The following is a 25,484-nucleotide window of genomic DNA, read 5'->3' as shown; positions in this document are numbered from 1 at the left end:
CGGCGATGGATGGGCCGGCCCTGCGCGTCTTCTCCATTCCGCCGCGCCTGCCTTTCCTGCCGACGTTGGCGAAAGAGATCCTGGCCGGACGGATCGTGCCCGAGATCGCCGCCGGCGCGAGCGACCCGTTGGCCCTTGCAGCCCTGACCATCTACGTGCCGACGCGGCGAGCCGGGCAGACGCTCGCCGCCGCCCTGGCTTCGGAGCTGGGCGGCGTATCGGCCATCCTTCCCCGCATCCGCACGCTGGGCGAGGAAGACGATGCCGCCGGCTTCCGCCCCGATGGCGCATCCACCCTTCTTCCCGCCATGGAGCCGTTGCACCGCCGCCTGCTGCTGGCGCGGCTGATCCGCTTCTGGAAGACGCAGCTGGCCGGCGCCGCCCTTGACGTCCTCGGCGAGGAGGAGCTGGTACTCCCTGCCTCGGCGGCGGACGCCCTGTGGATGGCGTCCGACCTTGCCGCGCTGATGGACGAGGCCGCCGGGGAAGGCATCGACCTCGGCGCGCTGGCGCGCCTCGACATGAGCGACCGGCTGGCCGGCTGGTGGCAGTTGACGCAGACCTTCCTGTCCATCGTGACCGAGCACTGGCCCGGCGAACTCGCCCGGCTCCAGCTTGCCGACGCCGCAACCCTGCGGCTCGAACTCGCGCGGCGGGAGGCGGCGCGCTACCGTACCGAAGGCAGCAAGGACCCGGTCCTGGTGGCCGGCGCGCTGACCAGCGTGGGCGCGACGCTGGGCCTCATGAAGGCGATCGCAGCCCTGCCGAACGGAGCGCTCGTGCTGCCCGGCCTGGACAAGCGGCTCGACGACGACGCGTTCCAGCGGGTGCGCCGCGCGCATGAAGCCGCCGCGGCGGGCCACCCGCAATACACGCTGGCGCGCATGCTGGACGGTCTCGGCCTGTCCCGCGCCGATGTCCGCGAGATCGATGGTCCCGCGATACCGGCGCTCGGCGCACGCGAAGCCCTTTTTTCAGAGGCGACGCGCCCGGCCGAAACGACGGAGCGCTGGCGGGACGCCGCGCTGGATGTCGAGGCGGGGCTGGACGGCGTCAGCCTGATCGAGGCGGCGGACGAAGCGGAAGAAGCGCTGGCCATCGCCATCGCCATGCGCGAGGCCCTGACGCAGCCGGGCAGCCGCGTTGCGCTGGCGACACCCGACCGGGCCCTCGGCCGTCGCGTTTGTGCCGAACTGGAGCGTTTCGGCATATCGGCCAACGATTCCGCCGGCCGGCCGCTTGCCGCGACGCCGCCGGGAGAACTGGTCCGGCTGGCCTTGCAGGCCGCGCTGACGCCCGGCGATCCCGTTGTGCTTCTGTCGCTGATGAAGCATCCGCTGACCCGCCTGGGGATGGCGCCTGCCGATGTGCGGCGCGGCGCCCGCGCGGTCGAGATCGTGGCGTTGCGCGGCGGCGCCGGGGTTGCCGATGCGGCCGGGCTGGCAGCCTTGTACGCAAGGCGTTGCCGGCAACGCGCGGAGGATGCGCGCGTTGCGCGCGCCGTGCAGCTTCTGACAGAGGCGGACCTTGCCCTTGGCGCCGCGGTGGCCGAGGCGCTTGAGTTGGCACTGGCTCCACTTGCCGCGCTGCGCGGCGAGACGGCGATGGAACTTGCCCCGCAGGCGATGCAGCTGGCATTGGCCCTGGAAGGCCTTGCCGCCGACCCCGATGGGACGCCGGCCTCCCTCTACGCAGAGGAAGCCGGCCAGGCCCTCGCCGCATGGCTGCGCGAACTCGTCTCGTCACCGGCGACGGAATTCGCCTTTGCCCCGGCAGAGCTTCCCGACGTGGTCGCTGCCCTGATGGCCGACAGGCGCGTCGCCCCGCGCGGCGGCTTGTCGCATCGCGCCTTTGTCTGGGGCGCCCTGGAAGCGCGCCTGCAGAGCGTTGATACGCTGATCCTCGGCGGTCTCGACGAGGGTACCTGGCCGCAGGGCGCGCGCGCCGACGCCTTCCTGTCGCGGCTGATGCGCACGGAGATACTGCTCGATCCGCCGGAGCGCCGGATCGGCCTCGCCGCGCACGACCTGTGGATGTCGATCGGAAACGAGCGGTTGATCCTGACGCGGGCCGAGCGCCGGGGCGGCGCGCCATCCATCGCCTCGCGCTGGCTGCAGCGGCTTGCGGCCGTGGCCGGCCCGGACGCGACCGCCCGCCTGCGGCAGCGGGGCGCGTCCTATATCGCCCATGCGCGCCGTCTCGACACCGGCGCCGAGATGCCGCGCCACGCCCGCCCCGAGCCCCGCCCGCCTGTCGAATTTAGGCCCGACCGCATATCGGTGACCGAAGTTGAGCGCCTGGTGCGCGACCCTTATGCCGTCTACGCCCGGCGCATCCTCAAGCTGGAACCGTTCGAGTCGTTGATCCGCGCTCCCGGTGCCGCCGAGCGCGGAACGCTGTTCCACGACATCCTGGCTGAGTTCGTTTCGCAGGGGCTGGATCCGGCAAGCCCCGATGCCGGTTCGGCGCTGCTGGCCATCGCGCGGCGCCAATTCGCCGCGGCGGAGCTGCCGCCGGAGATCGAGGCGGTATGGTGGCCGCGCATGGAGGGGCTGGCGCGGCGATACCTTGACTGGGAAAACGAACGGAGCCCCCGCATCCGCACCCGCAGGGCGGAGCTCGGCGGCCAACTCGTCCTTGCGGATATCGGGCTGACCCTGACGGGCTATGCCGATCGCATCGACGAGACGGTCGACGGCGGCGCGGAGATCATCGACTTCAAGACCGGGCTTTCGCCCTCGGTCAGGCAGGCGCGCACGCTGCTTGCGCCGCAATTGCCGCTGGAAGGCGCGATGCTGAAGCTCGGCGCCTTCGACGGGCTGGCCGCCGGGACGCCCATCGCGGGGCTGAGCTATGTGCGCCTCCGCGAACGCGACTTCATCGAGGAAGCGTTGGCCACGCCCGGCAGCGCCCGGAGCGAGGCCATCACCGTGGATGGGCTGGCCGATGCCGCCCTGGCGCGGCTGCGCGCCCTCGGCGCCGCCTACCGCAACCCTGCGAAGGGCTATCTGTCGCGTGCGCGCCCATTCGTCGCCGCCGACATGTCGGGCGATTACGACCAGCTTGCCCGCTCGCGCGAATGGGCGATGGCCGAGGAAGGGAGCGAGGAACAGGAATGACCGGTCTTTCCGTTTCCGCCGCCACGATCCACGCGCAGGAGCGCGCCTCCGATCCGTCCCTGTCGGTTTTCGTGGCGGCCAATGCCGGCTCCGGGAAGACGCATGTCCTGACGATGCGGGTGGTGCGGCTGCTCCTTTCCGGCGTCAGCCCAGGCCGTATCCTGTGCCTCACCTACACGAAGGCGGCGGCAGCGGAGATGCAGGCCCGCGTCTTCGCCACCCTGTCGCGCTGGACGCGCGCCGACGACGACAGCCTCGGCAAGGAGCTGGCAGCCTTACGAGGCGGCGTCCCGGGCGACGTGAAGGCCGCGCGCCGCCTGTTCGCCACTGCGCTGGAAACGCCGGGCGGCCTGAAGATCCAGACCATACACGCCTTCTGCGAAGCCATCCTGCATCAATTCCCGCTCGAGGCGAACGTGCCGGGCCACTTCCGGGTCATGGACGAGGGCGAAAGCACGCTCCTTCTGGCAGAGGCGCGCCGCCTGCTGGTGGTACTGGCCCGGCTGGACGGCGGCACCGGCGCCGACCCGGCGCTTGCCGAGGCCTTCGCCGAGGCGCTCGAACTGGCGGGGGAAGCCGGCCTCGACGCGTTGATCGATGCCTGTATAGCCCGGCGCGACCGCATCGGCGCCTTCATCGAGGGCTGCGGCGGCGCGGACGGTGCCGTCCGGACGCTCCGGCAGGCGCTGGGCGTGGGCGGCACGGACCCCCTGGCCGGCATCGACGATCCGCCCGGCTTCGAGCCCGCCTTCTGCCGGCAGCTCGGCCTGGAAGCGGCGCGGGCCGGCGGCGCCACCAACGACAAGCTGTGCGAGAAGCTGGCGCGCCTGACCGCCGCGCCGGCGCCGCAGGAGCGGTATGCCGTCCTTCGATCGCTGGTCTTCACCGTGAAGGGCGATCGCTACAAGCTCGGCAGCGTCGCCACCAAGGCCGTCGCAGCGGCCTTGCCCGACCTCGAATCGAGGCTCGGGATGCTGGGCGACTATCTCGACGGCTGTGCCGAACGCCTTGCCACCGAACGCCTGTTTCGCGCCAGCCGGGCAGCCCTTGTCGTCGCCGACCGGCTGGAGCGCGACTATCGCGCCCTGAAGCAGCGGCGCGGCATGCTGGATTTCGAAGACCTGATCGTACGCACGGCCGATCTTCTCTTGCGGCGCGAGGCTTCGGCCTGGGTGCACTACAAGCTCGACCGGGGTATCGACCATGTGCTCGTCGACGAGGCGCAGGATACGAGCCTGCGCCAGTGGCAGGTGGTGCGGGCGCTGGTGGACGAATTCTTCCATGGCGCCGATGCGGCGCGTCGGCGCACCGTCTTCGCCGTCGGTGACGAAAAGCAGTCCATCTATTCGTTCCAGGGCGCATCCCCGGCAATGTTCGCGCGGGAGCGACGGCGGCTGGAGCAACTGGCCGCCCGGTCCGGGCATCCCTTCCACCGGGTAGGGTTGCACCAGTCGTTTCGCTCCGCGGCCGAAATCCTGTCGGCGGTCGACACGATCTTTTCCGACGAGACGCGCCGTCGCGGCCTGTCCAGCGAAGGCGAGGCTCCGGTGCACGAGTCCGCGCGCGCCGCCCAGGCGGGCCTCGTCGAGGTGTGGCCCACCGTCCGGCCGCTTCCCGCGGCGCAAACCGACGACGATTGGCTGCAGCCCATCGACCACCAGCCGCTGGACGCGCCTATTCACCGTCTGGCCCGACGGATCGCCGGGCAGATCGAGGCCTGGGTCGGCACGCCCGTCGAGGTAAAGGGGGTCACCCGCCCGCTGGACGCCGGCGACGTCATCATCCTGGTGCGCAAGCGGTCGGCCTTCGTGGCCGCCATGGGCGCCGCCATCAGGGCGCTGGGCAATCCGGCCATACGGGTTGCCGGAGCCGATCGTCTCACCATTACCGACCATCTCGCCGTGCAGGATCTGATGGCCATCGGCCGCACCGTCGCCAACGCCGAGGACGAGCTGTCGCTGGCCGAAGCGTTGAAGAGCCCGATCTTCGGTTTCAGCGATGACGACCTGATGGCGCTCGCGCTGTCGCGCGGCAATGTGCGACAGCCGCAAGCCCTCTATCTGGCCCTTCGCCGGCTGGCGGGCGGGGTGGATCCGGCGCGGCTGCAACCGTTCGGTGTCGATGCGGATCCCTTGGCCGAGCGCGCAAGACGCGCCTTCGAGCGCCTGGAAGCTCTGCGCGACCGCGCCGGCTACACCGGGGTCTACGGCTTCTACGCGCGCCTTCTCGGGCCCGAGGGCGGCCGGGCCGCGTTGTCCGCCCGCCTCGGCCGCGATACGGGCGAAGTCCTGGACGCGTTTCTGGAGCTTGCCCTGACGGCCGAGCAGGAGGGGCGAGCCGGGCTCGACGCCTTCCTTGCCGACCTGGCCGCCAATCCTCCCGTCGTGCGCCGCGAAATGACGCCGCTCAGGGGAGAAGTGCGCATCATGACGGTGCATGCCGCCAAGGGGCTGGAAGCCCCGGCGGTCTTTCTGGTCGATCCCGGTTCGGAGCCTTTCACCACCGGCCATGCGGCTCGCCTGATCGAATGGGAGGGCATGCCGGGCCAACCGCCGGAAAGCCAGCCGGGCTTCCTCTGGTGTCCCGACAGGTCATGCCGCAACGCAGAGATCGAAAGGCTGGCGGCGCTGGAGCGCGCGCGTGCGGAAGACGAGTATCGCCGCCTTCTCTATGTGGGCCTGACGCGCGCGGCCGATCGCCTCGTCGTCTGCGGCTATTCCGGCATCCGGGAACCGAGTGCGGATAGCTGGTCCGCCCATGTCCGCGACAGTCTGGGCGAAACCGCCGAGGCGATCCTCGATCCCGGCGGCGAAATCGTCGCCTGGCGCATCGGCAAGCCGCCGCACGGCCGGATGGAAGATGCCGTCGAAGCCGCGCCGGCAACTCCGCCGGCAATCGACCTGTCGCCCCTGCCGCCCGAGGAGATCGGGCCGCGCCCGCTGACGCCTTCGACGGCCGGCGGCCAGACGATCGAACGCTTCGAAGGGCCGGCATGGCGCTCGCCGGTCCTCGACGGGCCGGCGGACCCGGCCATGGCGCTCCTGCGCGGACAAATGGCCCATCGCCTGCTGCAGGTCCTGCCGGACCTTGCAGAGGAAGCGCGCCGCGAGGCCGCCCATGGCTATGTCGCGCGATGCGCACCGGCCTTGCCGGCGGCAGAGCGCGAAAAATTGATCGAAGAGGTGGACGCCGTCCTGCGCGAGCCCGCATTTGCCCCCATCTTCGGATCGGCCAGCCGCGCGGAGGTGGCGATCGCCGGGACGGTCGAGCTGGACGGGCGGCGTCTGCCGGTCAACGGCCTGATCGACCGGCTGGCCGTGGAAGCGGACCGCGTCCTTCTGGTGGACTACAAGACAAACCGTCCCGTTCCACAGGACGCCGCCGCCATTCCGGAAGCGCATCGCCGGCAGATGGCGCTGTACGCGGCATTGCTGGCGCCGCTTTTCCCCGACCGGCGCATCGAGGCGGCGCTGCTCTATACCGAGGGGCCGGTGCTGCATCGCCTGGACCCGGAGGCGCTGTCGCTTGGACCGGCTGCTTGAACGCGGCAATGCAAGGTTCTAACTATGGGACAGGCCCGGCGGCATCGCGGAGACAATCGCCTCGTGCCGCCGGCAATCGCAAACAATCGGCGCCGCCCCATCGGGAACGGCGCGAAGTGGAGCCCCCTATGGCTACGAAGAAAACCGACAAAGCGTCTTTCCAGGCCGATGTTCTCCAGGCGTCAAAGCCTGTCGTCGTCGATTTCTGGGCCGAGTGGTGCGGCCCCTGCAAGATGATCGCGCCCAGCCTGGAGGAAATCTCGGAAGAGAACGACGCCGTCCAGATCGTCAAGGTCAACATCGACGACAATCCGGATCTGGCGGCGCAGTTCGGCGTGCGGTCCATTCCGACGCTGATGCTGTTCAAGGACGGCCAGCAGGCATCGGTACAGGTGGGTGCGGCGCCCAAATCGAAGCTTGTCGCCTGGATCAATTCCAACCTGTCGGCATGAACGCACCGTTCACCCGCGATTCGACAACCCACCGCAAGGCGGTGGGTTGTTTCTTTTTGAGGCCGCGCTAATCACTCTTCGAGGCGCCTGGTCGTCTCGACACAGCGCCGTTTCTCGGGGACGTGCAGCATGCCAGAACAAACATCCTCCGCCTTCGGACGCATTCTCCTGCGGCTCGTCGGCATCGTCGTCATCATCGCCGGCCTGTACCTTGCCGGCGGTGGGGCCTGGCTCGCCGGCCTCGGCGGCAGTTGGTACTACCTTCTGGCGGGCCTCGTGCTGCTTGCCTCCGGTGCGCTGATCGTCTCGCTCAGCCCCACCGGTACGGTGCTGTTCTGCATCGTCTTCCTGGTCACCATTCCATGGGCGCTCTGGGAGGTCGGATTCGACTTCTGGCAACTCGTGGCGCGGCTTTTCGCCATCGCGGTCGCCACCTGCCTTCTCCTGTTCCTGCATCCGACATTGCAGCGTGCCGCCGGACGGCAACCCTCCTTCGCGCCCTACGGCGCCGGGCTCGTGCTCCTCGTCGGCATCGTGGCCACCGCGGTCGCCGCCTTCTCTCCCAAGAACGTCGTCGCCCCGACCGCCAGCTACGCCGCGCCGGACACACCGGCACAACCCGGCGAATGGCGCGAATGGGGCAAGGACTCGTTCGGAACGCGCTTCGCGTCCATCGACCAGATCACCCCTGCCAACGTGCAGGACCTGCAGGTGGCCTGGACGTTCCGCACCGGCGACCTGCCGGAAAGCACCGGCTCGGGCGCGGAAGACCAGAACACGCCCATACAGGTCGGCGACACGGTCTATGTCTGCTCCGCCTACGGCAAGGTGTTCGCCATCGACGCCGATGCGGGCACCGAGCGCTGGCGCTTCGACCCGCAGGCGCAGTCGCCCAACTGGCAACGCTGCCGCGGCCTCGCCTACTGGGAGGCAGGCGACGAGCCGGCGCCGGCGGCGCAGACGCCGCCTGCGGCCGGCGGCGAGGGCCAGCCGGCGCCGCAGGCCGCCGATGCCGCCCTGTGCCGGGGACGCCTGTTCCTGCCGACCATCGATGCGCGCCTGATCGCACTGGACGCGGAAACCGGGCAGCCCTGCGCCGATTTCGGCCAGGGCGGGACGGTGGATCTGACGGTCGGGATGGGCGAAGTCGAGCCGGGTTACTATCAGCAGACATCCACCGCGCTCGTGGCCGGCGACCTCGTGATCGTCGGCGGCCGCGTGGCCGACAATTTCTCGACCGACGAGCCCCCGGGCGTCGTCCGCGCCTTCGACGTGCTCACGGGCAATCTCGCCTGGGCATGGGACCCCGGCAACCCGGACCTGACGGGCGAGCCGCCGGAGGGTGAAACCTATACGCGCGGCACACCCAATGTGTGGGCCGCCATGTCCTACGACCCCGAACTGGGCCTCGTCTATCTGCCGACCGGCAACGCCACGCCGGACTTCTGGACAGGCCATCGCAGCGACCTGGACAACCGGTATTCCTCTTCCGTGGTGGCGCTGGACCAGGCGACCGGGCAGGTCCGCTGGACCTTCCAGGGAGTTCGCCGCGACATCTGGGATTTCGACATGCCCGCCCAGCCCGTGCTGTACGACATTCCGGACGGCAATGGCGGCACCGTGCCGGCGTTGGCGCAGGTGACCAAGCAGGGCATGATCTTCCTTCTCAACCGCGAGACGGGAGAGCCCATCGCCGAGGTCGAGGACAGGCCCGTACCGCAGGGCAACCTCGAAGGGGAAACCTACAGTCCTACGCAGCCCTTCTCGGTCGGCATGCCGATGATCGGTAACGAGACGCTCACCGAGGCCGACATGTGGGGCGCTACGCCCTTCGACCAGCTATTGTGCCGGATCGCTTTCCGCGACATGCGGGTGGAAGGGATATTCACCCCGCCCGGCCTGGACAAGTCGTTGCAGTTCCCCGGGTCGCTCGGCGGCATGAACTGGGGCGCCGTGTCCATCGATGCCACCACCGACCTGATGTACGTCAACGACATGCGGCTCGGGCTCGCCAACTACATGGTGCCGCGCGCCGACATACCGGCCGGCGCCAGCGGCATCGAAATGGGCGTCGTGCCGCAGGAGGGCACCCCCTTCGGCGCCATGCGCATGCGCTTCCTGTCGCCGCTGGGCATCCCCTGCCAGAAGCCGCCTTTCGGCACGCTCTCGGCGATCGACCTGAAGACGCACGAGCTTGTGTGGCAGGTTCCGCTCGGCACGGTGGAGGATACCGGCCCGCTCGGGATCGCGATGGGCTTGCCCATCCCGATCGGCATGCCGACGCTCGGCCCCTCGCTGGCGACGCATTCGGGCCTCGTGTTCTTTGCCGGCACCCAGGATTTCTACCTGCGGGCCTTCGACGGCCGGACGGGCGAGGAGTTGTGGAAGGGCCGCCTGCCCGTCGGCAGCCAGGGCGGCCCGATGAGCTACGTGTCGCCCGCAAGCGGAAAGCAGTATGTCGTCGTCACGGCCGGCGGCGCGCGCCAATCGCCCGAGCGCGGCGACTACGTGATCGCCTACACCCTCCCCTGACCCGACTGGAGCGCCATGGATTCCACCGAACGCGGACAGGGGGCAGACATGACCTCGCAACTGGACAGGCTGCTCGGACTGGCCGACAAGGCCGCACCGGCCCGGACCGCCGTGGTGCATCCCGTCGACGCCGTTTCGCTTGAAGGGGCCGTCGAGGCTGCGCGCATCGGGCTGATCGAGCCGGTGCTGATCGGCCCGGCGGGGCGCATCGACCGGGCTGCCGAAGCCGCCGGCATCGACATTTCGGGGATCGAGCGCGTCGAGGTAGAGCACAGTCATGCGGCCGCGGAAGCCGCCTGCGCCCTGGCGCGGGACGGCAGCGTGGAAGCGCTGATGAAGGGCAGCCTTCATACGGACGAACTCCTGGGCGCGGTGGTGGACCGCGCCAAGGGCCTGCGGACCGACCGCCGCATGTCGCATGTCTTCATCATGGATGTGCCGACCTATCCGCGCCCGCTCTTCATATCGGACGCGGCCATCAACATCTCGCCCGACCTGGCGGCCAAGGCCGATATCGTCCGCAACGCCATCGACTGCGCCCATGCGCTGGGCGTGCCCGAGCCACGCGTCGCGCTGCTCGCCGCCGTGGAGACGGTCCACCCCACGATGCCCGCGACGCTGGATGCGGCAGCCCTGTGCAAGATGGCCGACCGGGGGCAGATCGAAGGCGGCATCATCGACGGGCCGCTCGCCTTCGACAACGCCGTGTCGCCGGAGGCGGCCGAGCGCAAGGGCATCCGATCGCCCGTCGCGGGGCGCGCAGATATCCTGATCGTGCCGGATATCGAGGCCGGCAACATGATGGCCAAGCAACTGTTCTATCTTGCGGCGGCGCAATCGGCCGGACTGGTGATGGGTGCGCGCGTGCCGATCATGCTGACCAGCCGCGCCGACGGGCGGTTGTCGCGGCTGGCCTCGGCTGCGGCGGCGCTGCTTGTGGCGCGCCGGCAGAAAAGCGCGCGCGCCGCCAAGGAAAGCATCCCCGCATGACACGAAGGCTCGTGCTCAACGCCGGTTCGTCCAGCCTGAAATTCGCCCTCTATGCCGAAGGCGGCGACGAGCGCGTGCGCGGCTCCGTTTCAGGCATCGGCCATCGGCCACGCCTGCGCATCCGTGCGGCGGGGGGCGAGACTGTCGACGAGAGCCCAGGCGACGCCCCCATCGACATGGACGGTGCGCTGGAACTGGTCTTCGACCGGCTGGAGGGGGGCCTGTCCGGCAAGCGGGCCATTTCGGCCATCGGCCATCGCATCGTCCATGGCGGCCGGATGCTGACCGGTCCGGCCCGGCTGGACGGCCCGACGCTCGACTATCTTGCCACCCTGGAGCCGCTGGCGCCGCTGCACCAACCCTACAACCTCGCCATCGTCGCCTTGGCCGCAAGGCGCTTCCCCGATGCGGTGCAGGTCGGCGCGTTCGACACGGCCTTCCATGCCGGCCGCCCGGCGCTGCAGAAGCTTTACGGCCTGCCCCGCTCGCTGATCGACGAGGGCATCATCGCCTATGGTTTCCATGGCCTGTCCTTCGAGGCCATCGCCGAACGGCTGGCGCAGCGTTTCGGGCCCGACGCCGGCGGGCGCGTTCTGGTGCTGCATCTGGGCAGCGGTTCCAGTCTCTGCGCCATGCGGGACGGGCAGAGCGTCGCGACCACCATGGGGTTCTCGCCGCTCGACGGCCCCGTCATGGCCACGAGGTGCGGGGCGATCGACCCCGGCGTCCTGCTTCACCTGATGCTGCGAAAGGGCATGGCGCCCGATGCGGTGGAAGATATGCTGTACCGTCGCTCCGGTCTTGCCGGCGTCAGCGGCCTTTCCGGCGACATGCAGGAACTGATGGCCGCCGGCACACCGGAGGCCCGCGAGGCGCTGGATTATTTCGCGCTGACCGTATGCCGTCAGGTCGGCGCGTTGACGGCGGCGCTGGAGGGCGTCGATCGCATCGTGTTCACGGCCGGTATCGGCGAAAACTCGCCCGCCGCGCGGGCGATGATCGCTCGCCGCCTCTCCTGGCTCGGCGTCCGGATCGACGAGGCCGCAAACGAGGCCGGGGCCGAAGACATATCGTCAGGACAGGGGCCCGCACTGCACGTCTTCGCCACCGACGAGGAGCGGATGGTGGCGCGCGCCGTCGCCGCCGTCATCGACGGCGCGTAGCCGCCTGTCGATCGCGCGTCCGCGCGTCCGCGCGCCATCGACGGCCGTCTGCGCCTCGCCAAGCTTCTTCTGTACCTTGTCCAGCATGTCGCCGAACCGCGAGAACTCGCTCTTCACACCGCCCAGCACCTGCCAGACCTCGCTCGATCGCTCCTGTATGGCAAGCGAGCGAAACCCCATGCGCAGCGACGTCAGCAACGCCATCAGCGTCGTCGGGCCCGTCACGATCACCCGGCTGTCGCGCTGCAACTGGTCGATCAGGCCCGGCCGCCGCACGACCTCGGCGAAGAGGCCTTCGGTCGGCAGGAACATGACGGCGAAATCCGTGGTGTGGGGCGGCTGGACATATTTGGCGGCGATCTCGGCGGCAGCCTTGCGAATGGCGCGGTCCAGCCCCTTGGCAGCCTCCTCGACGCCATCGGCGTCGCCGCGCTCCGACGCATCGACCAGACGCTCGTAATCCTCGGTCGGCAGCTTCGCGTCGATCGGCAGCCAGACCGGCTCCGCTCCGTCTCCCGGCAGGCGGATCGCATATTCCACACGTTGCCCGCTATGCGGGCGCACCTCGACATTGGTGGCGTACTGCTCCGGCGTCATCACCTGCTCCAGCGCCATGCCGAGCGTCGCCTCGCCCCAGGTGCCACGCGCCTTCACGTTGGAGAGCACGCGCTTCAGGTCCCCTACACCCGTTGCGATGGACTGCATTTCCCCGACCGAACGGAAGACCCGCTCCAGATTCTCGTTCACCGTGTTGAAGGAAGCGCCGAGACGCTGTTCCAGCGTCCCCTGCAGTTTCTCGTCCACGGTCACGCGCATCTCCTCCAGCTTGGCGGCATTCTCCTGGCGCAGGCGGTCGAGCCGGCCTTCCAGTGTCTGGCGCAACGCCTCCTGCCGGCGCTCGTTGGCCTCGGACATCTCGTGAAGCCGGCCGGCAACGCCCTGCAAGCCTTCGGCCTGGCGCCGCGTCGCACCGTCCAGCGTGGTCATGGTCTGGGTGCCGAGGCGGTGCAGCGACGCCCCGACCTCCTCCCGAAGGTGCCTGGCATCCGCCCGCGTTTCCGAGGCGGCATGTGCGAAATCCTCGCGCAGGGCGCTGAAGCCCGCCTGGGCGAAACTCTGCGTCTCCGACATGCGGGCATCGAGCTGGTCGAGCCGGTCGGCGATCTCATCGCGGGCGGATTCCCCCCGTGCAACCCGCGATATCAGCCAGATCAGAAAGCACAGGTTGAGAATCATCAGGGCCGGCAGCAAGGCCTGCATGATCGTCTCCGTAAGCATGGCCCCGTCCTCGACTCGAGTCGCAAGGATCTCCTTTTGTTCTCATTACACGGACGCGGCCGTCAAGCCCGGTTCGGCGGAGCCGCGATTCCCGAAACGGAATCAAGGCCTCGGGGGGTTTTCCGTCATGCAAACGCCACAGCGGCCCGCGGCGATTCTGCCGCACGCCCGCGGCCCGCAGAATTAACCGTTATATTTCAGCAGGTTGGCGAAGGTCTGATTGAAACTTTTCTGTCATCTGCCGGGAAGTCCCGCGCAGGGCGAGAGTCAAGCAAGGGGGTGCGAAATAAAGTCGAAATTTTCCTTGTCGTTTCCCGATGTGTGGATCGGAAAACGAATCCGTTGCGGAATCAGCCCATTAATCAAATGGGCTACACTATGGCTTTGTCCTCCGCGCCACAGTCCCCGAGCCGCGAGGTCGTTTTCCACGATTCGAAGCTTGCCCCAAACTGTCGACATGCGTAGCTTCCTCTCAGCGACAAGAGCTTGCGGAAACGAAGTGTGGGGACAACGCGTGTTTTCCAGAACAAAATTGGAAATCTGGTGTCCTTCTAGGTTCAACACACCCCTCGCTTAAGCTCTCGCAATTCCCGAACTGGCAACCGCGCGTCTTTGCGGCGTTGCCGACCCGTGTTCTGTTTTCTTTTACCTGCCCGGCGCATGCCGCCGCGGCCCATGGAGAGTATCGCCGTGACGAAGCCCTACAAGGACGATGTAACGGCCCGGCAATGCTGGGACGACCTCGAAGCCGGGGGTGACGCGTTCCTGATCGATGTCCGCACGCTGGCCGAGTGGACCTATGTCGGCTTTCCGCTCCTGCCGGACGGGGCGAGGGATCCGCTTTTCGTCGAATGGCAGAGCTATCCGTCCATGTCGGTCAACCCCGCCTTCGTGGAGCGGGTTTCCGCCGCCGTCGAGGAGCGCGGCGGCTCGCGTCGGTCGCGACTGTATTTCCTGTGCCGCTCGGGCGCCCGCTCCATGGCCAGCGCGGCGGCGATGTCGGCCGCCGGCTTTGGCGAAAGCTTCAACATACTCGACGGCTTCGAAGGTCCGCCGGACACGGACGGCCATCGCGGCCGGGTGGCCGGCTGGAAGGCCGAAGGCCTGACCTGGGTGCAGAAATGAGCGTGGCGGGCGGCAACCGGTCGCTCGAGGCGACGACGCGACAGACGGCGCATACGGCATTCGGCCATCACGAAGGAGCACAAACCCCGATGCGGACACTGCCGGCGCGCAACGACGACGAGGTGATGGAACGTGTGCGCGCGCGGCTGAAGGCGCAGCTCGGCCAGGACATCTACGCCTCCTGGTTCCAGCGCATGAAGCTCGAGGCGGTCGGGCGAGGCTCCGTGCAGCTCTCGGTTCCGACGGCCTTCCTGAAGACCTGGATCAACGGCCACTACAAGGATTTCCTCCAGCAGATCTTCGCCGAGGAAGTGCCGGGCACGATGCGCGTCGACATACAGGTGCGCAGCGCGGTGCGCGCAGCGCCGCCGGCCGCCGCCTCCGTGACGGCGATGCCCGCCGCGATGCCCATGCCCATGCCCATGCCGGCCAATGACGGCGACAGGCATGCGCGTTCCGGCCTGCCCGCCGTCGCGCCCGCCTTGGACCGTCCGGCCGCCGAGTTCGGCTCGCCGCTCGACCCGCGCTATGTCTTCTCCGGCTTCGTCGAGGGGCCGAGCAACCGGGTGGCGCTGGCCGCGGCCCGCTCCATCGCCGAGAACGGCCCTCACTCGGTGCGGTTCAACCCGCTGTTCATCCATGCGTCGGTCGGTCTCGGCAAGACGCATCTCCTGCAGGCGATCGCCAACTCGGCGCTGGCGCGGGCCGACAACCCGCGCGTCGTGTACCTGACGGCCGAATACTTCATGTGGCGCTTCGCGACGGCGATCCGCGACAACCAGGCGCTCGACTTCAAGCAGAACCTGCGTGGCATCGACCTTTTGATCATCGATGACATGCAGTTTCTGCAGGGGCGTTCCATCCAGCAGGAGTTCTGCCATCTGCTGAATGCGCTGATCGACAGCGCGCGGCAGGTGATCGTCGCCGCGGACAGGCCGGCCTACGAGCTCGAATCGCTGGATCAGCGGGTGCGTTCGCGCCTTGCCGGCGGCGTCTCCATCGAGATGGCATCGCCCGACCTCGACATGCGCCGCACCATCCTCAACACCCGCATCAGCGCCATGAAGGCCGAGGACCCCTCCTTCGAGCTGCCGGAAACCGTCATCGACACGATCGCCAAACGCATCACCGGCTCCGGCCGCGACCTGGAAGGCGCCTTCAACCAGATCGCCTTCCGCCATTCGGTCGGCCAGCCGCTGTCCAGCGACCATCTCAACGACCTGCTCAACCAGCTGACGCGCAATACGGCCGAGAAGCGCGTGCGCATCGAGGACATCCTGAAATTCGTATCGCGGCACTACAACGTGTCGCGGGCCGATATCCTGTCGGCGCGGCGCACGCGCACCATAGTGCGGCCCAGGCAGATCGCCATGTATCTCGCCAAGACGATGACCCCGCGCTCGCTGCCCGAGATCGGGCGTCGCTTCGGCGGCCGCGACCATACGACCGTGCTGCACGCGGTACGCAAGATCGAGGCGGAGCGCGCCGGAGATTCCAAGCTTTCGGAAGAGCTCGACATCATCCGCCGCATGATCGAAGAATGACGGCGCCCGGCCTGGCCCGGCGCGACGGCGAGGTTCCAATTCGGCGTGCCTTGCTCTAATAAAAGCGGAACGTGCCGGGCCGCATGCCCGGCTTCCATCTAGATCGGTCTGCCCTGACGTCATGCGTATCATCATCGAGCGTTCGAACCTCCTGAAGGCACTGAGCCACGTTCACCGCGTGGTCGAGCGGCGCAACACGATCCCGATCCTGTCGAACGTGCTGCTCAAGAGCGAGGACGGCGCCCTGCGCCTGAAGGCGACGGACCTCGACATCGAGGTGACGGAGCGTGTCTCGGCGATCGACGAGCAGGCCGGCGGCACGACCGTGCCCGCCTATCTTCTCTACGACATCGTCCGCAAGCTGTCCGACGGAGCGGAGGTCAGCCTTGCCACCAGCGAGGACGGCGGCCAGCTGATCGTCAGTTCCGGGCGGTCGCGCTTCCGGCTGCAGTGCCTGCCCGAGGTGGACTTTCCCGACATTACCGCCGGTGCGCTGTCGCACAGCTTCAGCCTGTCGGCCGGCGATCTGGCGCGTCTCATCGAGCGGACGCAGTTCGCCATCTCCACCGAAGAGACGCGCTATTACCTGAACGGCATCTACCTGCACACGATCGAATCCGAAGGCGACCTGCGCCTGCGCGCCGTGGCCACGGACGGCCACCGCCTTGCGCGTGCGGAATCCGTGGCGCCTTCCGGCTCCGAAGGCATGCCCGGCATCATCGTGCCCCGCAAGACGGTTGCCGAACTGCAGAAGCTCATCAGCGACGCCGCTTCGGACAGCATGGTGGCCATCGAACTGTCCGAAGCCAAGATCCGCTTCACGATCGGAGACGTGGTCATCACCTCCAAGCTGATCGACGGCACCTTCCCCGACTACCAGCGCGTCATTCCGACGGGCAACGACAAGGCGCTGACCCTCGACCGGCAGAGCTTCGCCCAGGCGGTCGACCGCGTGTCAACCATCTCGTCCGAGCGCGGTCGCGCGGTAAAACTGGCGGTGTCCAACGGCCAGCTCGTGCTGACGGTCAATTCGCCGGATTCCGGCACCGCCACCGAAGAACTCCCGGTCGGCTACGAGGCCGACGACATCGAGATCGGCTTCAACGCCCGCTACCTCCTCGACATCACCGGCCAGCTGGCCGGCGAGGAAGCCGTATTCATGCTGGCGGATGCCGGCTCGCCGACGCTGATCCGCGATGGCGGCGATACGGGCACGCTCTACGTCCTCATGCCGATGCGCGTCTAGGGTCATCGATGGACGATCCCGGCCCCGGCCGCGTCACCGAACTGCGTCTTGCCGATTTTCGAAACTACACGACGCTGAGGCTCGATATAGGGTCGCGCTTCGTGGTGCTGGCCGGCGACAACGGCGCCGGCAAGACAAATCTCATCGAGGCCGTGTCGCTGCTGACCCCGGGACGCGGCCTGCGCCGCGCCACCTATGGCGAGATGGCGCGCGTGGCCGGCAGCGGCGGCTTCTCCGTCCGCGCGGGCCTTGCCCGCCCCCATGACGAACCGGCCGATGTCCTGACGCTGATGCGGCCCGAGGCCGGCGTCGGGCCGCAGCGGCAGGTGCGGATCGACGCGGTGGCGGCCCGCAGCGCCGAAGAGCTTCTAGACCTCTGCCGGATCCTGTGGCTGACACCGGCGATGGATGGGCTTTTCACCGGGCCCGCCGCCGAGCGCCGCCGTTTCCTGGATCGCCTTGTCCTGACCCTGCATCCGGAGCATGGGCGACGCTCCACCGACTTCGAAAAGGCGATGCGCGGCCGCAATCGCCTTCTGGCCGCGGATCGCGGGGACGACGCCTGGCTGTCGGGCATCGAGGTCCAGATGGCAGAACTGGGCCTTGCCATCGCCCTGGCGCGGGCCGAAACGGTGCATCGCCTTGCAGCGGCAATTCATGGCGGGCCGGCGGCGGACGGAACCTTTCCCCTGGCCGGGCTGGAGCTCCATGCAGGCTACGGCGCGCTCGATCTGTCGCGTCCCGGCATCGACGTGGAAGACGAGATCGCGGCACGGTTGCGGCGATCGCGCGGGCTGGACCGGGCGGCCGGACGGACGCTGGAAGGGCCGCATCGCGCCGATCTCTTGGTAACGCACCTCGCCAAGTCGATGCCGGCCGGCCTCGCCTCGACCGGCGAGCAGAAGGCATTGCTGATCGGCCTGGTGCTGGCCCATGCCGACCTTGTGCGGCAGTCCAGCGGCCTCCCGCCGATCCTGCTGCTGGATGAGGTCGCCGCCCATCTCGATCCCGGCCGCCGGGCGACGCTGTTCGACATCCTCGACCGACTCGGCGTACAAAGCTTCATGACGGGCACCGACCGTGCGCTGTTCGACGCGCTGGAAGGCCGCGCCCAAATCCTGGCCGCCACCAACGGATCGCTTGCGTCATGACGATGCTTCAACCGCAAGAGCTGCAACGCTATGCCCGCCACATCATGCTGTCGGAGGTCGGCGGCGCCGGCCAGCAGAAGCTGAAGGCCGCCCGCGTTCTTCTCGTCGGCGCCGGCGGCATCGGCGCCCCTGCCGCGCTTTATCTGGCGGCCGCAGGCATTGGTACGCTGGGCCTCGTCGACGACGACGTCGTGAGCCTGTCGAATTTGCAGAGGCAGGTCTTGTACGGAACCGCCGATATCGGCGCGGCCAAGGTCGATCGGGCCGCGCACCGGCTGCACGCGCTCAACCCGCATGTCGCAATCGAGCGGCACCCCCTGCGGTTGACCACGGACAACGGCATGGACATCGTCGAGGGCTACGATCTCGTCATCGACGGGTCCGACAATTTCGCCACCCGCTATGCGGTCGCGGCCCTGTGCGAAAGGGCCCGCAAGCCGCTGGTCCAGGCTGCCGTCCAGAGGTTCTCCGGTTCGCTGACGCTGCTTGCGCCCTTCATGGACCTGCCCGATGGCAGCCCTGCGCCGCGCCTGACGGACCTGTTCCCGGAGGCGCCGCCGGAAGGCTCCGTGCCGACATGCGCCGAGGCCGGCATCCTCGGCGTCGTCACCGGCATCCTCGGCACCATGGCAGCCGCCGAGGCGGTCAAGCATATCTGCGGCATCGGCGACCCGCTGATCGGCCGGCTGCTGATGGTCGATGTCCTGGCGATGCGCTTCAGCGAAATCCGCTACCGGCGCTAAACATCCTCAGCCGCGCCCGGGCAGGATGCGGTCGGGCGGCCGGTGCCCATCCATGAAGGTCCGGATGTTGATGATGACCTTTTCGCCCATGTCCAGCCGCGCCTCGCGCGTGGCGGAGGCCATGTGCGGCAGGAGCGTCACACGGTTGCGCTGCGCCAGCCGCACGAGCCGCTCGTTCAGCCGGGGCTGCGCTTCGAAGACGTCCAGGCCGGCGCCGCCGAGCCTGCCGGCCTCCAGAAGCTCGATCAACGCATCCTCGTCGACGATCTCGCCGCGCGCCGTGTTCACCAGCAGCGCCGTGGGCTGCATCAGCGCCAGACGACGCCGCGACAGAAGATGGTAGGTGGCCGGCGTGTAGGGGCAGTTGACGGAAACGACATCCACCCGGGCCAGCATCTGGTCCAGGCTCTCCCAATAGGTGGCGGCAAGCTCGCCCTCCGTCCGCTCGCTGGCGCGGTTGCGGTTGTGGTAGTGGATTTCCATTCCGAAGGCGCGCGCCCGGCGTGCGACGGCGGTTCCGATGCGGCCCATGCCCACGATGCCCAGCCGTTTTCCGGACAGCCGCATGCCCAGCATGAAATCCGGCGACCAGCCGGGCCATGCGCCATCGTCGAGAAGGTCGCGGCTGCCCTCCACGACGCGGCGCGCGACAGCCAGGATCAGCGCCATGGTCATGTCCGCGGTATCCTCGTTCAGGACGTTCGGCGTATTGGTGACCGTGATGCCCGCCCGATGCGCGGCGTCGATGTCGATATTGTCGGTGCCTGCGCCGTACTGGGCGATCAGCTTCAGGCGCGGGCCGGCCGCAGCCAGAAGTTCGGCGTCGATCCGGTCGTTGAGGGTGGACACAAGGACGTCCGCCTCTTCCATGGCGGCCGCCAGCTGGCGGCGCGTCATCGCGCCATCCTGCGGTGGACGCGCCACGCGGAACAATTCCTCCATGCGCCGTTCGATTTCCTGAGGCAACCGGCGCGTCAACGCCACCACCAAAGCCCGCCGTTCCGTCATGTCGCTCCCGATGGTCCCTCCGTGCTCGCATGGATAGCACACTGGATGCGCGCCGACATACTCCGCCCTGCATGCGATGAAAACTTGTTAACCAAAGCCATGCGACAAGAGGCCGATGCCCCGACGGGGCGAAATCCGACCAGCCAAGGGAAAGACGTGGCCAACATTCCTTTCCGCCGCATCGCTCTTACCATCGCCTGCGCCCTGACGCTCGGCCATGCCGCACAAGCCCAGCAGGCCAACGAAGACGCCGCAGACCCCGACAAGCTGCCGCTGCCGCGCTTCGTGTCGTTCAAGGCCGAGCAGGTGAACCTGCGGGTCGGACCGGGGCGCGACTTCCCCGTATCGTGGCGCTACAGCAAGCGGGGCCTGCCGGTGGAGATCATCCAGGAGTTCGAGCAATGGCGTCGCGTACGCGACAGCGAGGGCTCGGAAGGATGGGTCTACTATTCGCTCCTGTCCGGCCAACGCACCGCCATCGCCACTCCGTGGCGCAAGGGCGAGGATTTCAAGGTCCAGGTGCGCCGCGCCGCCGCCGCTGAAAGCGGGCCGGTCGCCATGCTGGAGCCGGGCGTCATCGTGCGGGTCGAAGAGTGCAACGGCTCCACCTGCCGGGTCGATGTCGCGGATCGCAAGGGATTCGTCTCCCAGAACGAGCTCTGGGGCGTCTATCCGGGCGAATCGTTCAACTGATCGACGGCAAGGCGGGCTTCGGCCCGTCAGGAGGGCCGTCGGCGAAGCCGCACGACGACGTCCACATTGACGATTTCCATGCCCTCGGGCGGCGCGGGCAGATCCTGTATGCGGATCGAACCGTCCGGAATATCGATCATCATGTTCTCTTCCTCCAGGAAGAAGTGGTGATGATCCGACGTATTGGTATCGAAATAGGTGCGCTGTCCCTCGCCCGAGATCGGGCGCACCAGGCCGGCATCCGTGAATTGGTGCAGCGTATTGTAGACGGTGGCCAGCGATACCGGCTCGCCGGCCTTGTGCGCCTCTTCGTGCAGCTCTTCGGCGGACAGGTGCCTGTCGCCCGCACCGAAGATCAGGTTGCCCAGCGTCACGCGCTGCCGTGTCGGACGCAGGCCCGCGGCGCGCAGGCGCTCGAACACGCAATAGGAAAGCTGACGCCCGCCGGCCACGGTTTTCGCAACTGCACGTTCGTCCATCACTTCGACACCATCTGAATAACTTGACAACGATGATCCACTTTTACGGGGTTTCGCCCGCACGTTCAAGAGATAGTCTTTTCCGGCGGGAAAAACAAATCCGCAGCAGGCCGGCGCCGATCAGGCGCAGGCTCGCCGCAGGGCGGCCACGCCCCGCGCGCTTCCGTCCAGCGGCAGGCGGTAATGCCCGGCCGGCGAAGCGACCTCGAGGTCCTTGCCGCGGGCCAGCGCGGCAAGCAGGTCTTCGCTTTCGGCAAGCGATCGAAGAAGCACGAAGACGTCGCCCCCGGCCTGCGGCTCGACCCGCATCGTCATCAGGAAGGCAAGCCCGTCGACCGACAACGTCACCGTGTAGGCGCGGCCCGGCTCGAAGCGCCCGCCGCCACCCGGCACGGTCGTCTGAACGGTGCCTTCGCCCATGCAGCGAAACGATGGGCCGGCGCTGCCGCCGTCGAAGGCCAGCGACGGGGCCGCGCCATCCGAGAACCCCCAGGTGGCTGCCGGCGCCGGACCGCAGACGATGAGCGGGAGAAAAAATCCCAGAAACCGCAGGGCGATTTGCATTCCGTTCATACCTCATATTGCCGCGATCCGAATCGGACGGGATTTGCCACGGGGCCGGCCCATGCTAAGGGGCACACCTGAAACAGTCAGGGCAGCCGTCGCCCCGCCTCGCGCGCAACGGCGGCAATCACTGAAGCGGGGAGAAACGGGCAGCATGATGGACACCAGACAGACGCAGTTCGGCAAGGAGGATATTCTCGCTTGCGCCCGTGGAGAGCTGTTTGGGCCCGGCAATGCGCAATTGCCGCTTCCCCCCATGCTGATGTTCGACCGGATCACCGAAGTCACGGAAGACGGCGGCCAGTTCGGCAAGGGGTCCATCAAGGCCGAGTTCGACGTATCTCCCGACCTCTGGTTCTTCGCCTGCCATTTCCAGGGAGATCCGGTCATGCCCGGCTGCCTGGGGCTGGACGCCCTCTGGCAGTTGACGGGCTTCTACCTGGGCTGGCTGGGCGAGCCGGGCCGCGGCCGGGCGCTGGGCGTCGGCGAGGTCAAGTTCACCGGGCAGGTGACGCCGGACGTCAAGCTGGTCGAGTACGGGGTCGAATTCCGGCGCGTCATGCGCTCCAAACTCAAGCTCGGCATCGCCGAGGGCTGGATGAAGGCCGATGGCGAGGTCATCTATCGCGCCAGCGATCTGCGTGTCGGCCTGTTCCGGGACGCGGACGCAGCTTGAGCATCCATAGAAAAGAAGGGCCTTTGGCATGAAGCGCGTCGTCGTAACCGGCATGGGCATCGTTTCCTCCATCGGAAACGACGTGGAGGAAGTCGCCCGTTCGCTGAAGGAATCCCGCTCGGGCATCTCCTATGCGCCCGAATACGAAGAATTGAATTTCCGCTGCCGCGTGCACGGCAGGCCGACCCTGGACCCGACGACCGTGCTCGACCGGCGCGCCATGCGTTTCCACGGCGGCGGCACGGCGTGGAACCATATCGCCATGGACCAGGCGATCGCCGACGCCGGGCTGACGACGGACCTCGTCTCCAACCCGCGCACGGGCATCATCATGGGCTCGGGCGGCGCCTCCACGCAGACCATCGTTCAGGCGGCGGAGATCACCCGCAACAAGGGCGGGCCGAAGCGCATCGGGCCGACCAGCGTACCGAAGGCCATGGGCTCGACCGCCTCGGCGACGCTTGCCACATGGTTCAAGATCAAGGGCGTCAACTATTCCATATCGTCGGCCTGCGCCACGTCCAACCATTGCATCGGCAATGCCTACGAGACGATCCAGGCCGGCCGGCAGGACATCATCTTCGCCGGCGGCTGCGAAGAACTCGACTGGACCCTTTCGGCGCTGTTCGACGCCATGGGCGCGATGTCCTCGGGCTTCAACGACCGCCCGTCGGAGGCATCCCGCGCCTACGACAAGGACAGGGACGGCTTCGTGATCGCCGGAGGCGCCGGCGTGCTGGTGCTGGAGGAATACGAGCACGCCAAGGCGCGCGGCGCCGACATCCTGGCCGAGATCGTCGGCTATGGCGCAACCTCGGACGGCTACGACATGGTGGCCCCTTCGGGCGAGGGCGCCGTGCGCTGCATGCAGCAGGCGCTGGCCGGCGTGGATACGCCGATCGACTACATCAATCCGCACGCCACTTCCACGCCGGTCGGCGACCGGCAGGAGATCGCGGCGATCCGCGAGGTGTTCGGGGACGCCATCCCGCCGATCTCGGCAACGAAGTCGCTGACCGGGCACTCGCTCGGCGCGACCGGGGTGCAGGAAGCGATCTACAGCATCCTGATGATGCGCGATCGCTTCATCGCCAAGAGCGCGCATATCGACGAGATCGATCCCGATTTCGCGGACATACCCATCGTCCGCGAACGGATCGACGATGCCAAGATCGATACCGTCCTGTCCAACTCCTTCGGGTTCGGCGGCACCAACGCGACACTGGTGTTCCGCCGGGTCTGACCAACTGACAACAAGAGAGGGATCGGCCATGGGCGACCTGATGAAGGGAAAGCGCGGGCTCGTCATGGGCGTCGCCAACCACAATTCCATCGCATGGGGCATCGCCCGCCTGCTCGCCGCCCATGGCGCCGAAATCGCCCTGACCTATCAGGGCGATGCCTTCGGCAAGCGCGTCCGGCCGCTGGCCGCGGAAATCGGCAGCGATGTCCTCATCGACTGCGATGTCGAGGACGTCGCCAGCGTCAACGCCGCCTTCGACACTCTCGAGCAGCGCTGGGGCAGGATCGACTTCGTCGTCCACGCCATCGCCTTCTCGGACAAGTCCGAGTTGAAGGGACTTTACGCCGATACCACGCGCGAGAATTTCGTGCGCACGATGGTCATCTCCTGCTTCTCCTTCACGGAGATCGCGCGGCGCGCTGCCGGTATCATGAACAATGGCGGCTCGCTGCTGACATTGACCTATGACGGCTCGCAGCGCGTCATGCCGAACTACAACGTGATGGGTGTGGCCAAGGCCGCGCTGGAGGCCTCGGTTCGCTACCTGGCCGCCGATTTCGGGCCGCGCAACATTCGCGTCAACGCCATTTCGGCGGGGCCGGTGCGCACGCTCGCGGGGGCGGGTGTTTCCGACGCCCGGCTGATGCTGAACTATCAGCGCCGCAACGCCCCCATGCGCCGCAACGTCACCATAGACGAGGTTGGCGGCGCGGCGCTGTACCTTTTGTCGGATCTCGCCAATGGCGTGACCGGCGAGATCCAGTATGTGGATGCGGGCTACAACATCATGTCGATGCCGGCGCTCGACGAGTTGAAGGCGCAGGAGCGCCGCGCCGTCATCGCGGGCGATGCCGAGCCGGGCGCCGAGGTCGGCAAGTAAGGGGCATCACGCCCCCCTTCAGCGCGTCGGAACCGGCGTTTCGCCGCGATAGTCGTAGAAGCCTCGCTTGGCCTTGCGGCCGAGCCAGCCGGCCTCGACATACTTCACCAGCAGCGGGCAAGGCCGGTACTTGGAATCGGACAACCCGTCATGCAGGACCTGCATGATCGACAGGCATGTGTCGAGGCCGATGAAGTCGGCCAGTTGCAGCGGCCCCATCGGATGGTTCGCACCCAGCTTCATCGACGTGTCGATGCTCTCGACCGAGCCGACGCCCTCGTACAGCGTGTAGATCGCCTCGTTGATCATCGGCATCAGGATTCGATTGACGATGAAGGCAGGGAAGTCCTCCGAGACCGTCGTCACCTTGTCGAGCTTATCGGCAAAGGCCTTGGCCGATCCGAAGGTCTCGTCGGACGTGGCGATGCCGCGAACCAGTTCGATCAGCTTCATGATGGGAACGGGGTTCATGAAGTGGATGCCGACGAACTGTTCCGGGCGGTCGGTCGACGCGGCAAGCCGCGTGATGGAAATGGACGAGGTGTTCGTCGCCAGGATGGCGTCGGGGCGCAATTCCGGGCAGACCTGTTGAAAGATCCGCCGCTTGACGGCCTCTTCCTCCGTGGCCGCCTCGATGACGAGGTCCGCGTCGCGCATGGCCTGCACGCCATCGGCGGCTGCGATCCGCGACAGGGCCGCCGCCCTGGCGTCCTCGGCCAGCTTGCCGGACGCGACCTGGCGCGCAAGGTTTGCCTCGATGCGTTGCAGCCCGGCCTGCGCCCGCTCGTGGCTCACATCCTGCAGGATGACATCGAAGCCGCCGAGCGCCGCCACATGCGCGATGCCGACGCCCATCTGTCCTGCCCCGATCACGCCGACCTTGCGAATCTCGACCATTCAAGTTCCCCCGGAGATATCGTACGGGCGGCTTCCTGCCGCCCATACGCATGATAATCGTCTCAAAGCTTCGATTGAAGCTCCGGGATTATCTGGAAGAGGTCGCCGACGAGTCCGTAGTCGGCGACCTGGAAGATGGGAGCATCCTCGTCCTTGTTG

Annotated in this window: 20 protein-coding genes; 15 read left to right on the top strand and 5 right to left on the bottom strand. The window is 67.8% G+C overall.

Translation table 11 applies throughout. The features are described from left to right. Window positions 1–5 precede the first annotated feature (5 nt). From addB to NDN16_RS09575, 6 genes are all read left to right on the top strand, one after another. Window positions 6–3,119 carry a double-strand break repair protein AddB gene (gene addB / locus NDN16_RS09600; protein WP_251113689.1) on the top strand — a complete coding sequence of 1,038 codons (3,114 nt, stop codon included), beginning with the start codon at window positions 6–8 and terminating at the stop codon, window positions 3,117–3,119. Next, window positions 3,116–6,661: a double-strand break repair helicase AddA gene (gene addA / locus NDN16_RS09595; protein ID WP_251113411.1), complete on the top strand. Its 3,546-nt coding sequence runs from the start codon at window positions 3,116–3,118 to the stop codon at window positions 6,659–6,661. The genes addB and addA overlap by 4 nt, the downstream gene beginning before the upstream one ends. Window positions 6,662–6,789: 128 nt before the next feature. Beyond that, window positions 6,790–7,113, top strand: coding sequence for a thioredoxin (trxA, locus tag NDN16_RS09590; protein ID WP_039195941.1), 324 nt, complete (start codon window positions 6,790–6,792; stop codon window positions 7,111–7,113). Window positions 7,114–7,242: 129 nt separating this feature from the next. Continuing rightward, window positions 7,243–9,645 (top strand): membrane-bound PQQ-dependent dehydrogenase, glucose/quinate/shikimate family, encoded by a 2,403-nt coding sequence (locus tag NDN16_RS09585; protein ID WP_251113410.1) that lies wholly within the window; start codon window positions 7,243–7,245, stop codon window positions 9,643–9,645. 15 nt (window positions 9,646–9,660) lie between these two features. Then, window positions 9,661–10,635 carry a bifunctional enoyl-CoA hydratase/phosphate acetyltransferase gene (locus NDN16_RS09580; RefSeq protein ID WP_251113409.1) on the top strand — a complete coding sequence of 325 codons (975 nt, stop codon included), beginning with the start codon at window positions 9,661–9,663 and terminating at the stop codon, window positions 10,633–10,635. After that, window positions 10,632–11,798, top strand: coding sequence for an acetate/propionate family kinase (locus tag NDN16_RS09575; RefSeq protein ID WP_251113408.1), 1,167 nt, complete (start codon window positions 10,632–10,634; stop codon window positions 11,796–11,798). The genes NDN16_RS09580 and NDN16_RS09575 overlap by 4 nt, the downstream gene beginning before the upstream one ends. On the opposite strand, the gene rmuC is transcribed toward NDN16_RS09575, so the two are convergent. Then, window positions 11,709–13,076 carry a DNA recombination protein RmuC gene (gene rmuC / locus NDN16_RS09570; protein WP_251113407.1) on the bottom strand — a complete coding sequence of 456 codons (1,368 nt, stop codon included), beginning with the start codon at window positions 13,074–13,076 and terminating at the stop codon, window positions 11,709–11,711. The genes NDN16_RS09575 and rmuC overlap by 90 nt on opposite strands. A 690-nt stretch (window positions 13,077–13,766) precedes the next feature. On the opposite strand from rmuC, the gene NDN16_RS09565 reads away from it, so the two are divergent. The 5 genes from NDN16_RS09565 to NDN16_RS09545 all read left to right on the top strand — a co-directional run bounded on the left by NDN16_RS09565 (window position 13,767) and on the right by NDN16_RS09545 (window position 18,885). Continuing rightward, window positions 13,767–14,201 carry a rhodanese-like domain-containing protein gene (locus NDN16_RS09565; RefSeq protein ID WP_251113406.1) on the top strand — a complete coding sequence of 145 codons (435 nt, stop codon included), beginning with the start codon at window positions 13,767–13,769 and terminating at the stop codon, window positions 14,199–14,201. Further along, entirely contained in the window at window positions 14,198–15,745 is a 1,548-nt protein-coding gene (gene dnaA / locus NDN16_RS09560; RefSeq protein WP_435301085.1) for a chromosomal replication initiator protein DnaA, read from the top strand. The genes NDN16_RS09565 and dnaA overlap by 4 nt, the downstream gene beginning before the upstream one ends. Before the next feature lie 121 nt (window positions 15,746–15,866). Then, the gene (gene dnaN / locus NDN16_RS09555; RefSeq protein ID WP_251113405.1) at window positions 15,867–16,991 is read left to right on the top strand and encodes a DNA polymerase III subunit beta; all 1,125 of its coding nucleotides are present in this window, start codon (window positions 15,867–15,869) and stop codon (window positions 16,989–16,991) included. Between the two features lie 8 nt (window positions 16,992–16,999). Next, window positions 17,000–18,142, top strand: coding sequence for a DNA replication/repair protein RecF (gene recF / locus NDN16_RS09550; protein WP_251113404.1), 1,143 nt, complete (start codon window positions 17,000–17,002; stop codon window positions 18,140–18,142). Next, on the top strand, window positions 18,139–18,885 hold the full coding sequence (locus NDN16_RS09545; protein WP_251113403.1) for a HesA/MoeB/ThiF family protein: 747 nt from the start codon (window positions 18,139–18,141) through the stop codon (window positions 18,883–18,885). The genes recF and NDN16_RS09545 overlap by 4 nt, the downstream gene beginning before the upstream one ends. A 6-nt stretch (window positions 18,886–18,891) precedes the next feature. Here NDN16_RS09545 and NDN16_RS09540 read toward each other — a convergent pair whose 3' ends face one another. Beyond that, window positions 18,892–19,893: a 2-hydroxyacid dehydrogenase gene (locus NDN16_RS09540; protein ID WP_251113402.1), complete on the bottom strand. Its 1,002-nt coding sequence runs from the start codon at window positions 19,891–19,893 to the stop codon at window positions 18,892–18,894. Between the two features lie 165 nt (window positions 19,894–20,058). On the opposite strand from NDN16_RS09540, the gene NDN16_RS09535 reads away from it, so the two are divergent. After that, complete coding sequence (locus NDN16_RS09535; protein WP_435301089.1) at window positions 20,059–20,586, top strand: SH3 domain-containing protein; 528 nt, start codon at window positions 20,059–20,061, stop codon at window positions 20,584–20,586. Between the two features lie 26 nt (window positions 20,587–20,612). Here the strand turns inward: NDN16_RS09535 and irrA are convergent, their stop codons facing one another. Continuing rightward, window positions 20,613–21,065, bottom strand: coding sequence for an iron response transcriptional regulator IrrA (gene irrA, locus NDN16_RS09530; protein WP_251113400.1), 453 nt, complete (start codon window positions 21,063–21,065; stop codon window positions 20,613–20,615). Between the two features lie 120 nt (window positions 21,066–21,185). Further along, entirely contained in the window at window positions 21,186–21,638 is a 453-nt protein-coding gene (locus NDN16_RS09525; protein ID WP_285292570.1) for a hypothetical protein, read from the bottom strand. A gap of 148 nt (window positions 21,639–21,786) precedes the next feature. On the opposite strand from NDN16_RS09525, the gene fabA reads away from it, so the two are divergent. The 3 genes from fabA to fabI are packed head-to-tail and all read left to right on the top strand — an operon-like array spanning window position 21,787 to window position 24,428. Continuing rightward, the gene (gene fabA / locus NDN16_RS09520; protein ID WP_251113687.1) at window positions 21,787–22,305 is read left to right on the top strand and encodes a 3-hydroxyacyl-[acyl-carrier-protein] dehydratase FabA; all 519 of its coding nucleotides are present in this window, start codon (window positions 21,787–21,789) and stop codon (window positions 22,303–22,305) included. 28 nt (window positions 22,306–22,333) lie between these two features. Then, on the top strand, window positions 22,334–23,548 hold the full coding sequence (gene fabB / locus NDN16_RS09515) for a beta-ketoacyl-ACP synthase I (protein WP_251113398.1): 1,215 nt from the start codon (window positions 22,334–22,336) through the stop codon (window positions 23,546–23,548). 28 nt (window positions 23,549–23,576) lie between these two features. Continuing rightward, window positions 23,577–24,428, top strand: coding sequence for an enoyl-ACP reductase FabI (fabI, locus tag NDN16_RS09510; RefSeq protein WP_251113397.1), 852 nt, complete (start codon window positions 23,577–23,579; stop codon window positions 24,426–24,428). Window positions 24,429–24,446: 18 nt separating this feature from the next. Here fabI and NDN16_RS09505 read toward each other — a convergent pair whose 3' ends face one another. Then, the gene (locus NDN16_RS09505) at window positions 24,447–25,325 is read right to left on the bottom strand and encodes a 3-hydroxybutyryl-CoA dehydrogenase (protein ID WP_251113396.1); all 879 of its coding nucleotides are present in this window, start codon (window positions 25,323–25,325) and stop codon (window positions 24,447–24,449) included. Window positions 25,326–25,484 lie beyond the last annotated feature (159 nt).

Source organism: Aureimonas altamirensis (assembly GCF_023702225.1).
In the GTDB taxonomy this organism is placed as follows: Bacteria; Pseudomonadota; Alphaproteobacteria; order Rhizobiales; family Rhizobiaceae; genus Aureimonas; species Aureimonas altamirensis_B.
This window is presented reverse-complemented; position numbering and strand designations above follow the sequence as displayed.